Source organism: Streptomyces viridosporus (assembly GCF_002078235.1).
In the GTDB taxonomy this organism is placed as follows: Bacteria; Actinomycetota; Actinomycetes; order Streptomycetales; family Streptomycetaceae; genus Streptomyces; species Streptomyces viridosporus.
Genome location: NZ_MSGP01000717.1, coordinates 1 through 11,446 on the forward strand (window position 1 = coordinate 1; position 11,446 = coordinate 11,446).

Annotated in this window: 8 protein-coding genes, 1 pseudogene and 1 riboswitch; of the genes and pseudogenes, 3 read left to right on the top strand and 6 right to left on the bottom strand. The window is 74.2% G+C overall.

Translation table 11 applies throughout. The annotated features are described in order from the left end of the window. The 6 genes from B7L92_RS36390 to B7L92_RS36415 all read right to left on the bottom strand — a co-directional run. On the bottom strand, window positions 1-573 hold a 573-nt coding region (locus B7L92_RS36390; RefSeq protein ID WP_159461087.1), incomplete at its 3' end, for a magnesium chelatase ATPase subunit I. Next, window positions 570-4,223, bottom strand: a complete 3,654-nt coding sequence (gene cobN / locus B7L92_RS36395; protein WP_081241442.1) for a cobaltochelatase subunit CobN — start codon at window positions 4,221-4,223, stop codon at window positions 570-572. The genes cobN and B7L92_RS36390, both read right to left, overlap by 4 nt. Further along, window positions 4,220-5,731, bottom strand: a complete 1,512-nt coding sequence (locus B7L92_RS36400; protein WP_081241443.1) for a cobyric acid synthase — start codon at window positions 5,729-5,731, stop codon at window positions 4,220-4,222. The genes cobN and B7L92_RS36400 overlap by 4 nt, the downstream gene beginning before the upstream one ends. After that, window positions 5,728-6,669, bottom strand: coding sequence for a cobalamin biosynthesis protein (locus tag B7L92_RS36405; RefSeq protein ID WP_081241444.1), 942 nt, complete (start codon window positions 6,667-6,669; stop codon window positions 5,728-5,730). Before B7L92_RS36405 ends, B7L92_RS36400 begins: the two co-directional genes overlap by 4 nt. A 131-nt stretch (window positions 6,670-6,800) precedes the next feature. Beyond that, a riboswitch (cobalamin riboswitch) is annotated at window positions 6,801-6,941 on the bottom strand. Window positions 6,942-7,095: 154 nt separating this feature from the next. Further along, complete coding sequence (locus B7L92_RS36410) at window positions 7,096-7,317, bottom strand: hypothetical protein (protein WP_081241445.1); 222 nt, start codon at window positions 7,315-7,317, stop codon at window positions 7,096-7,098. Between the two features lie 31 nt (window positions 7,318-7,348). Further along, on the bottom strand, window positions 7,349-8,593 hold the full coding sequence (locus B7L92_RS36415; RefSeq protein ID WP_081241446.1) for an inorganic phosphate transporter: 1,245 nt from the start codon (window positions 8,591-8,593) through the stop codon (window positions 7,349-7,351). A gap of 257 nt (window positions 8,594-8,850) precedes the next feature. On the opposite strand from B7L92_RS36415, the gene B7L92_RS36420 reads away from it, so the two are divergent. The 3 genes and pseudogenes from B7L92_RS36420 to B7L92_RS36430 form a co-directional block, all read left to right on the top strand. After that, on the top strand, window positions 8,851-9,549 hold the full coding sequence (locus B7L92_RS36420) for a class II aldolase/adducin family protein (protein WP_081241447.1): 699 nt from the start codon (window positions 8,851-8,853) through the stop codon (window positions 9,547-9,549). Between the two features lie 95 nt (window positions 9,550-9,644). After that, a complete protein-coding gene (locus B7L92_RS36425; RefSeq protein ID WP_081241448.1) occupies window positions 9,645-10,769 on the top strand; it encodes an alpha/beta hydrolase in 1,125 nt (374 codons plus the stop codon). A gap of 170 nt (window positions 10,770-10,939) precedes the next feature. Further along, a pseudogene (locus tag B7L92_RS36430) lies at window positions 10,940-11,446 on the top strand (hypothetical protein); the annotation flags it as partial.

Below are 11,446 nucleotides of genomic sequence, written 5' to 3' on the forward strand. Positions count from 1 at the left end.
GAGCTGCGGCCGCAGCTCGCCCTCCTCGGGGTTCATGGTGCCGACCAGCAGGAACCGGGCCGCGTGCCGTACGGAGACGCCCTCGCGTTCGACGTAGGAGGCGCCCATGGCGGCGGCGTCCAGCAGAACGTCGATGAGGTGGTCATGGAGCAGGTTGACCTCGTCGACGTACAGGATGCCCCGGTTCGACGCGGCGAGCAGACCCGGCTCGAACGCCTTCACGCCTTCTGTCAGCGCCCGCTCGATGTCCAGTGCGCCCACGAGCCGGTCCTCGGAGGCGCCGACGGGCAGTTCGACCATGCGGGCGGGCCGCGCCGTACCGTGGCCGCTCTCGTGCGGACCGTCCGGGCAACCGGGGTCCGGAGCCGACGGGTCGCAGGAGAAACGGCAGCCGGAGACCACGGCCACCTCCGGGAGCAGCGCCGAAAGCGCCCGCACCGCCGTCGACTTGGCGGTGCCCTTCTCGCCGCGCACCAGCACACCGCCGACGGCCGGGCTCACCGCGTTCAGCAGCAGCGCCAGGCGCAGGTCGTCCTGACCGACGACCGCCGTGAACGGAAAGGGGGTGGTCACTTGTCGTCGCCCTCCAGATCGCCTTCGAGTTCCAGGTAGGTGGCGCGCAGCCGTTCCAGCGTGTCGGCGTCCGGCTCCGCCCACAGTCCGCGGTCGGCGGCCTCCAGGAGCCGCTCGGTGATGCCGCGCAGGGCCCACGGGTTGGACTTCTTCATGAAGTCCCGGTTCTCCGGGGCGAAGACGTACTCGGCGCTGAGCTTCTCGTACATCCAGTCGTCGACGACCCCGGCGGTCGCGTCGTACCCGAACAGGTAGTCGACGGTGGCCGCCATCTCGAAGGCGCCCTTGTAGCCGTGCCGCCGCATCGCCGCCATCCAGCGAGGGTTGACCACCCGGGCGCGGAACACCCGGTGCGTCTCCTCGCCCAGCGTGCGGGTCTTCACCTGGTCGGGAGTGGCGGAGTCACCGACGTAGGCCTCGGGCGAGGCGCCGGTCAGGTGCCTGACCATGGCGACCATGCCGCCGTGGTACTGGAAGTAGTCGTCCGCGTCCACGAGATCGTGCTCACGCGTGTCGACGTTCTTCGCCGCCACCGCGATCCGCCTGAACGCCGTCTCCATGTCCCCGCGCGCCGCCCGCCCGTCGAGCCCGCGCCCGTAGGCGTAGCCGCCCCAGACCGCGTACACCTCGGCGAGGTCGGCGTCGGAGCGCCAGTTGCGGGCGTCGATCAGCGGCAGCAGACCGGCACCGTACGCGCCCGGCTTGGAGCCGAAGACGCGGACCGTGGCCCGGCGCCGGTCGCCGTGCTCGGCGGTGTCCTCGTCGGCGTGCGCCTTCACGAAGTTCCGGTCGGCCGGCTCGTCCCGCTCCGCCACCGCCCGTACCGCGTCGTCGATCAGCCCCACCACGTGCGGGAACGCGTCCCGGAAGAACCCGGAGATGCGGACCGTGACGTCGATGCGCGGCCGGCCCAGCTCCTCCAGGGGAACCACCTCGAAGCCGGTCACCCGGCGCGAGGCGTCGTCCCACACCGGCCGGCACCCGAGCAGCGCCAGGATCTCGGCGATGTCGTCGCCCTGGGTGCGCATCGCGGACGTCCCCCACACCGTCAGGCCGACGGACCTCGGGTACTCACCGGTGTCGCTCAGGTACCGCTGCACCAGCGAGTCCGCCAGCGACTGCCCGACCTCCCAACTCAGCCGCGAGGGGATCGCCTTGGGGTCGACGGAGTAGAAGTTCCGCCCGGTGGGGAGCACGTTGACCAGCCCGCGGGTGGGCGAGCCCGACGGCCCCGCCGGGACGTAACCGCCGTCCAGCGCGCGGAGGATGTGCCCGATCTCGTCGCTCGTGCGCGCGAGCCGCGGCACGACCTCGGTGCAGGCGAACTCCACCACGGCCTCCGCGTCCGGAAGCCCGGTGCCCAGCACCTCCCGCACGAGGGCCGGGCCCTCCGCGGCCGCCCAGCCGCGCTCCTCCATGCCCTGGGCGATCCGCCGGCACAGCTGTTCCAGCAGGTCGATCGCGTCGGAGGCGGTGCGCGCGGGGCCGTCCACCAGGTCCGTCAGCTCCACCGGCGCCTTCACCGGGGCGCCGGGCTCGGCCAGCAGCTCCTTCTCCACCAGCCCGAAGTGCTCGGCCAGCGAGGCCCGCAGGCCCGGCAGGGCGTTCGCCCGCCCGCCCCACACCTGCGAGGCGCGCAGCACGGCCAGCACCAGGTTCACCCGGGGCTCGCCGACGGGCCCGCCGCCCAGGATGTGCAGGCCGTCCCTGATCTGCACGTCCTTGATCTCGCACAGATAGCCGTCGATGTGCATGACGAACTCGTCGAAGTCGTCGTCGCCCGGCTGTTCGTCGACGTGCAGGTCGTGGTGGAGCTCGGCGGCCTTCACCAGCGTCCAGATCTGGGCGCGCACCGCCGGGGCCTTCGCCGGGTCCAGGTCGGAGACCAGCGCGTACTCGTCGAGGAGCTGCTCCAGCTTCGCCAGGTCGCCGTAGGTGTCCGCGCGTGCCATCGGCGGGACGAGGTGGTCGACCACCGTGGCGTGCCCGCGCCGCTTGGCCTGGGTGCCCTCGCCGGGGTCGTTGACGATGAACGGGTAGACCAGCGGCAGGTCGCCGAGCACCGCGTCCGGCGCGCACCCGGCGCTCAGCCCCAGCCCCTTGCCCGGCAGCCACTCCATGGTGCCGTGCTTGCCCATGTGCACGATCGCGTCGGCGCCGAAGCTGTTCTCCAGCCACCGGTAGGCCGCCAGGTAGTGGTGCGACGGCGGCATGTCGGGGTCGTGGTAGATGGCGATCGGGTTCTCGCCGAAGCCGCGCGGCGGCTGGATCATCACCACGACGTTCCCGAACTGGAGGGAGGCCAGCACGATGTCGTCGCCGTCGACGTACAGCGAGCCCGGCGGCTCGCCCCACGCCTCGGTCATCGCGTCCCGCAGCTCCGGGTCCAGCTTCTCGAACCAGGCTCGGTAGTCCGCCAGCGGCACCCGCGCGGGCGCGGCGGCCAGTTGGTCCTCGGTCAGCCACTCCACGTCGTGGCCGCCCGCTTCGATGAGCCGGTGGATCAACTCGTCGCCGTCGTCGGGGTACCCGTGCACCCCGTACCCGGCGTCCCGCAGCGCGTCCAGCACCCGCACCGCCGAGGCGGGCGTGTCCAGGCCGACCGCGTTGCCGACGCGCGAGTGCTTCGTCGGGTACGCGGTGAAGACGAGCGCGAGCTTCTTCTCGGCGTTCGGCGTGTGCTTCAACCGGGCGTGCCGTACGGCGATCCCGGCCACCCGGGCGGCCCGTTCCGGGTCGGCGACGTACACCGGGACGTCGTCCGGGCCCTGCTCCTTGAAGGAGAACGGGACCGTGATCAGCCGCCCGTCGAACTCCGGGATGGCGACCTGCATCGCCGCGTCCATGGGGGACAGGGCGGCGTCGGACTCCTGCCAGGCGGCGCGCGAGGAGGTGAGGCAGAGGCCCTGCAGCACCGGCACGTTCAGATCGGCCAGCGCCCCGACGTCCCAGGCCTCCTCGTCCCCGCCCGCCGACGCCTGCGAGGCGTGCGTGCCGCCGGCCGCGAGCACCGTGGCGACCAGGGCGTCGGCCCGCGACAGCAGCGCGTAGAGCTCCGCGTCGGCACCGCGCAGCGAACCGCAGTACACCGGGAGGGCGTTGGCCCCGCGGGCCTCGATCGCGTCGCACAGCGTGTCCACGAAGGCGGTGTTGCCGCTCAGTTCGTGGGCCCGGTAGAAGAGCACGCCGACGGTCGGGCGGCCCGGCTCCAGGGCGCGGGTGCCGTGGACGCCGTACTCCGGCATCTTCCGCGGCTCTTCGAAGCCCTCACCGGTCAGCAGCACGGTGTCCGACAGGAACCGGGCCAGCTCGGTGAGGTTGTCCGGGCCGCCCTCGACGAGGTACCGCAGCGCCTCCGCCACGACTCCGGCCGGCACCGTCGACTCGGCCATCAGCTCCGCGTCCGGCACGCTCTCCCCGCCGAGCAGCACCGCCGGGACCCCGGACGCCTTCAGCGCCGCGAGCCCGTCCTCCCAGGCCCGCTTGCCGCCCAGCAGCCGTACGACGGCGAGGTCCGCGCCGTCGAGCAGCGCCGGCAGTTCCTGGGCCACGTCCACCCGGGTCGGGTTGCCGATCCGGTAGGCGGCGCCGGAGGCACGGGCCGCCAGCAGGTCCGTGTCGGCGGTCGACAACAACAACACAGTGCTCATGCGGGCGCTCCCGGTGGAATGAAAGGCAGTCCTTGCGGCGCGCCCGACTCGATGAGCCGCCACAGCGCGTCCGTGTCCGCGTGCTGTTCGATGAGATCGCCGAGCCGGTCGAGCTGCTCCTCGCGCAGCGCGGCGAAAGAGGTGTCCGGGGCGGGCGTGAAACGGCGTCCCGCGGCGGCGGCCACCTCGCGCAGGAAGGCCCGGCGGAAGCCGTCCGACTCCAGCGAGCCGTGCCAGTGCGTGCCCCAGGTCTGCCCGACCCGGCAGCCGTCCAGGAAGGGATCCCCGCCCAGCACCTCGGCGACCCCGTGATGGATCTCGTAGCCCTCGACCCGCTCGCCGAGGGCCTGCCCGGCGGGCCGGGCGAGCGTCTTCTCCCGGGCGAACCGCACCCGCACCGGCAGGATCCCGAGGCCGTCCACGTGCCCCCGGCGGCTCTCCACGTCGTCCTCGATGTGCTCGCCGAGGAGCTGGAAGCCGCCGCAGATCCCGAGCACGGGCCGTCCCCCGGCGGCCCGCCGCCCCAGCGCGTCCGCGAGCCCGCGCTCGCGCAGCCACTCCAGTGCCCGCACGGTGCCGCGGGTCCCGGGCACCACCACGAGGTCGGCGTCGGCCAGTTCCTCGGGCCGGTCCACGAACCGCACCACGACCCCCGGTTCGGCGGCGAGCGCGTCCACGTCGGTGAAGTTGGACATCAGGGGCACCGCGCACACGGCGACCCGCAGCACGTCCTCACCGACCGGCGCGGCCACCGCGGACTCCCGTACGGCGCCGCGCAGCGACACCCTGAGTCCGTCCTCCTCGTCGATGCCGAGCCCGTGCCGGAAGGGCAGCACGCCGTACGTCCGCCGCCCGGTCAGGCCGTGCAGCATCTCCAGTCCGGGTTCCAGCAGCGACACGTCGCCGCGGAACTTGTTCACCAGGAACCCGGCGACCAGTCGCTGGTCCTCGGGGGAGAGCAGGGCGACGGTGCCGAAGAAGGAGGCGAAGACGCCGCCCCGGTCGATGTCGCCCACCACCAGGACCGGCAGCCCGGCGCCCCGGGCGACGCCCATGTTCACGATGTCCGTGCGGCGCAGGTTGATCTCGGCCGGGCTCCCGGCCCCCTCGCAGATCACCGCGTCGTACGTGCCCCGCAACTGCTCCAGGCAGTCCAGCACCGTGCCCAGCAGCCGCTGTTGACGTCCTCCGTGGTAGCCGCGCGCGCTCATCTCCCCGACGGGCCGGCCCAGCAGCACCACCTGGCTGCTGCGTTCCCCGCCCGGCTTGAGCAGCACCGGGTTCATCAGCGCGGTCGGCTCGATCCGGCAGGCCTGGGCCTGCATGGCCTGCGCCCGCCCGATCTCGGCGCCCTCGCGCGTCACGAACGAGTTCAGCGACATGTTCTGCGCCTTGAACGGCGCGACCTTGACGCCCTGCCGCACCAGCCACCGGCAGATCCCGGCGGTCACCACGCTCTTGCCGGCGTCCGAGGTGGTCCCGGCGACCAGCAGACCCCCACCGTTCATGCCGCACGTCCCTTCACGGCGAGCCGCGCGGCGGCACCGACGCCGAGCGCGAGCCAGCCGACCCGTCGCGAGAGCCGTACCGCCCGGTCGATGTCGCGCACGGTCACCGCCCGGCCGCCGCCGTTGAGGACGGGCCGGTGCTCGGTCCGTCCGCCGTAGGACAGCGTCCCGCCGAGCCGCACGCCGAGCGCGCCCGCGAAGGACGCCTCCACGGGACCGGCGTTGGGGCTCGGGTGCAGGGCGGCGTCTTCCCGCCACGCCCGCACGGCCCCGCGCGGGTCCGGTCCGGTGAGCGCGGCGAGCACGGCGGTCAGCCGCGCCCCCGGCCACCCGGCCACGTCGTCGAGGCGGGCGGAGGCCCAGCCGTAGCGGCGGTAGCGGGGGGACTTGTGGCCGACCATCGCGTCCAGCGTGTTGACGGCCCGGAAGCCGAGCAGGCCCGGCACCCCGGCGACGGCCCCCCACACCAGCGCGCCGACGACGGCGTCGGAGGTGTTCTCGGCGACGGACTCCACCACCGCGCGGGCGATCCCGTCGGCGTCCAGCGCCTGCGGGTCCCGCCCGCACAGGTGGGGCAGCCGCGCCCGCGCCGCCTCGACGTCCCCGGCCTCGAGGGCCCGTCCGACGGCCCGGGCCTCGCGGGCCAGCGACGTCCCGCCCACGACGGCCCAGGTGGCGGCGCCGGTCAGGGCGACGGAGGCGGCGGGGGAGGACCGCACGCAGCGGGCGGCCAGACCTCCCAGCGCGACGGCCCCGCCGACGCAGACGGCGGTGTGCACCGCGCCCCGGCCCCGGTCGTCCCGCCACAGCACCCGTTCCACGGCAGCCGCGGCCCGCCCGAAGGCGGCGACCGGGTGCCCGCGGCGGGGATCGCCGAGCAGCAGGTCGCCGAGGAGGCCGGCGGCGGCGCCGTACGCGAACACGCGATCGGCACCCATGGGGTCAGCCGGTCGTGGATCCGGCGGGAATTCCGGTGCGAGGGGCCCCGGGACGGGGCGGAGCGTCGCTGGTCGACCTCAACAGGCAGCCGCGCATGGCGTTGTGTCCTCACTCAGGGTGTCCACGCCCTGGCTCGACGAGACCGGCGGCGAGAGTTCCTGGCTCCCGGGGCGTTCGCCCCGGTGACAGTGGCGGGACCGCGCCGGACTCTCACCGGCTTCCTCTCCTGCCGCCGTATTGGCTGAGGCAGTCCACCACGGCCGTGGAAGAACCGTCAACTTGCCGTTGACCTGCGAGGCTGAAGTGTGCCGAGGCCCACAGAGGGGCGCCGGTGGGGGAACGGCGGGCGGGGCCCGCGAACGCACGCGGACGGGCGGTGCGGGGCCGAGGCCCCGCACCGCCCGTCGGACGGAGACGGCCCGCGGTCAGGCCATGATCAGGGAGATCCCGTACGCCACCGCCGCCGCGCACGTCGCGAAGCAGGTGTAGGCGCCGGTGACCGCCAGGGCCGCGGGCCGGCCCTGGGCGGCGGCCCGGTCGCGGTGGGACAGGCCGGCGATGCCGAGGGTGAACAGGCCCACCAGGGCCACGGTGACCACGAGGCTGACGCCGAAGACGGAACCGAGGGCCGCCCAGTCGATCTGCATGGTGCTCTTCTTCCTTCGTGCCGGGTCGCGGTCAGACGGTCGTCTTGGTCGGCGGGTCGGTGGCCACCTGCTCCGGGAAGGCGGCCGCGAACTCGTCGGTCACGGTGCCGGCCGGGGGCGGGGCCACGGCGGCCACCGCCTGGGTCACCACGCCGGACGGCTCCTCGCCGGAGGCGTCGGTGTCGTTGACGTTGGTGTGGTCGACGATCTCGCGCCGGGAGATCTTCCAGATCGCCGCGCTGGAGACGACCAGGAAGACGGCCACCACGGCGGTGCCCCAGGAGCCGAAGCCGCAGATCCACTCGGCGATCGCCGCGACCAGGGCGGCGGCGGGCAGCGTCAGGCCCCAGGCGACGAACATCCGGGTGGCCGTCGACCAGCGGACGACGCCGCCCTTGCGGCCCAGGCCGGCGCCCATCACGGCACCGGAGACGGAGTGCGTGGTGGACAGCGAGAAGCCGAGGTGGGAGGAGGCCAGGATGACCGTCGCGGCGCTGGTCTGGGCGGCGAAGCCCTGCTGCGGCTGGAGGTCGGTCAGGCCCTTGCCCATGGTGCGGATGATGCGCCAGCCGCCGAGGTAGGTGCCGAGCGCGATGGCGACGCCCGCGGAGACGATGACCCACAGGGGCGGGTCGGAGTCGGGGGCGAGGGCACCGCCGGCGACCAGGGCCAGGGTGATGATGCCCATCGTCTTCTGGGCGTCGTTGGTGCCGTGGGCCAGGGAGACCAGACCGGCCGAGGCGATCTGGCCGGCGCGGTAGCCCTTCTCGGCGGCCTCGCCGTCGGCCTTCTTGCCCATCCGGTAGGTGAGCCGGGTCGCGAGCATCGCGGCGACGCCGGCGACCAGCGGGGCGGCGATCGCGGGGATCAGCACCTTGGTGACCAGGACGTCGCCGTGCACCGCGCCGACGCCGGCGGAGGCGACGGTGGCGCCGATCAGACCGCCCATGAGGGCGTGCGAGGAGCTGGACGGCAGGCCGACCAGCCAGGTGAGGAGGTTCCAGAGGATCGCGCCGACCAGGGCGGCGAAGATGACCTCGGGACGGATGCCGGCCTCGTCGACGAGGCCTTTGGAGATCGTGTTGGCGACCTCCACCGACAGGAAGGCACCGACGAGGTTCAGCACGGCGGACATGGCCACCGCGACCTTGGGCCTCAGCGCACCGGTCGAAATGGTCGTCGCCATCGCGTTCGCGGTGTCGTGGAAACCGTTCGTGAAATCGAACGCGAGTGCGGTCACCACCACAATCGCGAGGATCAGCGAGAAGCTTTCCATTTACCCAGGCATTCGTTCGAGGTCATTGGCTGGACGAACGTAGGTAACCAGGGTGAACGGAAGATGAACTGGAATGGGCATCACGGTGACCGTAAGAGGGGGTGGTTGCTCCGCCGGACGGCGGATCCGCCGCCGTGTCCGGCGGGCGGCCCCGTGCTGGGGCGCCGAGCGGCCCGCGGAGGCTTCTTCAGCCGATCGAGTGGACCGCCGCAGTGGTTTCCGTCACCCGGGAGCGTGCCGCCTGACAGGATCACGGCATGGCGGGACAGCGGTGGGACGGACGGGAGGCGCCGGGCGCCGGGCGCCGGGTGCGCGAGGAGGAGGCGCGGGCCTGGGCGGAACTCGTCGGGACCGCGCGCCGGACCGTCTCCGACGGGCTCGTCGTCGGCACCTCCGGCAACGTCTCGGTGCGGGTCGGCGGGACCGTCCTGGTCACCCCGTCGGGAGTGCCGTACGACCGGCTGACGCCGGACGACGTGACCGGTGTCGACCTCGCCGGCCGGCAGGTCCTCGGCTCGCTGGTCCCGACCAGTGAACTTCCCCTGCACCTCGCCGTCCACCGGACGACCGGCGCGCGCGCCGTCGTGCACACGCACGCCGTGCACGCGACGGCCGTCTCCACGCTCGTCGACGAGCTGCCGCTGATCCACTACATGGCCGCGGCGCTGGGCGGCCCCGTCCGGGTCGCCCGCTACGCGACCTACGGCACGGACGAACTGGCCGAGAACATGCTCCGCGCCCTCGACGGCCGCACCGGCTGCCTCCTGCAGAACCACGGCACCGTCACCCACGGCACGACCCTCGCCCAGGCCTACGACCGCACGGCCCAGCTGGAGTGGATGTGCCGCGTCTGGCTGACCGCCTCGTCGGTCCCGGGCCTGTCCCCGCACCTGCTGTCGCCGCGGCAGGTGGCGGAGGCGGCGGAGCGCCTGCGGGGGTACGGGCAGCGGGGGTGAAGCCCGCCGGAGCGCGCCCCGGCGGGCCCGTCGCCCCGGCGGGTGATCCCTGCCGCCCACTGGCCGGTCCCGGGCTCCGCCAGGACACTGGTCCTGTGCGCACTGCCAGAGCGACGGCCGCTGCCGTCACCGCCGTGATAGGGGTCGGCGCCGCCGCCGTGGCCGCCGGCCGGCTCGCCAGCGACGCCGCCCTCAAGGTGCCCCCGGGCGGGCCCCTGCCCACCGAACCCCGGCTCACCGTCCACGGCACCGCCGCGGGCCAGGTCAGCCTCACCCGCGACCTCGCCGCGCTGCGGCCCGGACGCCACGGCCTCACCGGTGACGGCTTCCACGCGGTCGTCGGACCCGTGCTGGCCGGCGCCTCCGACTCCGCCGACACCGTCGTGCGCCGCCTGGAACACGTCACCTACGGCACCCCGGAGCCCGGCGCCCGCGCGTGGCTCACCCCGACCCTGTACGTCGGCGACCCCGGCACCGCCCTCGGCCTGGACCACACCGACCTCGTCATCCCCGGCGACCTCGGCCCGCTCCCCGCGTGGTTCGTGCCGGGCGTCCGGGACACCTGGGTGATCGCGGTGCACGGTCTGGGCACCACCCGGGAACACACCATGAACGTCATGGAGTTCCTGCACCGCCACCGCTTCCCCGTGCTCGCCCTCGCCTACCGGGGCGACCCGGACGCCCCGCGCTCCCCGGACGGCCTCCACCACCTCGGCGAGACCGAGTGGCACGACCTCGACGTGGCGCTGCACCACGCGCTGGGCGCCGGTGCCCGGCAGGTGGTCCTGTACGGCTGGTCCACGGGCGCGACCATGGCGCTGCGCGTCGCCGCGCGCTCCATGGCGCGCGAGCACATCGCCGGGCTGGTCCTGGACTCCCCGGTGCTCAGCTGGGACGCGACGCTGCGCGCCCTCGCCGCGGGCCGCACCCCCGGCGTACTGCTGCCGCTCGCGGTCCGCGCCGCGCAGGGGCGCACCGGCCTGTACGGCGACCGCGGCCCCGGCGTCCTCCGTCCGGAGCACGTCACCGTCCCCACCCGGATCTTCCACGGCCCCGACGACACGGTGGCCCCCTGGCGCTTCTCCCGCCGCCTGGCCGCCGCCCACCCGAACACCGTCACGCTGCACACGGTCAGGGGCGCTCCCCACGCGGCGATGTGGAACGCCGACCCGCACACCTACGAGGAGGCCCTGCGGCGCTTCCTCACCCCCCTCATGTGACCGCGGCCCGCGGCGGCCGGTCAGCCGGTCCCGAGGATTCCGTTTGGCCCCGCGCCACTGGCCTGTTCTCCCCCCTCCGGCCACCGCCGGACCCTGTGCGTTGGCCATCCCCCTCGCCCACCGTGACATTCCGTTTGGGTTTTCGGACCGCCAACCGCAAGACTGCACTCGTGACGTCCCGTATCCCGCGCGACTCCAGGCTTCGACTCGTCCGCCCACGACCCCTGGCCGCCGCCCCCAGAGCGATGAACCAGCGGCGCCCGCGCCGCCCCGCGCCGCGCCCCCCGGAGGGCACCCCGGCCCCGGCCGAGCTGGCCAGAATGGCACGCTCCGGTCTGGCCGGCGCGGCCCGCGTCGCCCGCTGGGCCGACGCCGCCCTCGGCCCCGGCCGGGCCGGTGCCACCACCGACGGCAAGGCCATCCTCTCCGACGCGACGGCGGAACGGGCGGCCCACGACCTGGGCCTGACCCCGGCTCAGGTCCGTGCCGACTGGGACACCGCCCGCCTGGCCGGCCTCATCGAGGTGCACGGCGGCACCGCCCGCCCCGGCTGGCGGCTGCGCGCCTGGGACCGCGACGACAGCGCCGTGCTGCGCGGCTGGGTCGCCCTCTTCGACGCCTGGTCGCTGGCCCATCCGGAATCCGAGGAGTACGAGCCCGCCGCCGTCGCCGAGGTC

Excerpts from the sequence above, each read along its gene's own strand:
- B7L92_RS36415 (WP_081241446.1), bottom strand. The coding sequence starts at position 8,593 with ATGGAAAGCTTCTCGCTGATCCTCGCGATTGTGGTGGTGACCGCACTC.
- B7L92_RS36405 (WP_081241444.1), bottom strand. The coding sequence starts at position 6,669 with ATGGGTGCCGATCGCGTGTTCGCGTACGGCGCCGCCGCCGGCCTCCTC.
- B7L92_RS36420 (WP_081241447.1), top strand. The coding sequence starts at position 8,851 with ATGGCGGGACAGCGGTGGGACGGACGGGAGGCGCCGGGCGCCGGGCGC.
- cobN (WP_081241442.1), bottom strand. The coding sequence starts at position 4,223 with ATGAGCACTGTGTTGTTGTTGTCGACCGCCGACACGGACCTGCTGGCG.
- B7L92_RS36400 (WP_081241443.1), bottom strand. The coding sequence starts at position 5,731 with ATGAACGGTGGGGGTCTGCTGGTCGCCGGGACCACCTCGGACGCCGGC.
- B7L92_RS36410 (WP_081241445.1), bottom strand. The coding sequence starts at position 7,317 with ATGCAGATCGACTGGGCGGCCCTCGGTTCCGTCTTCGGCGTCAGCCTC.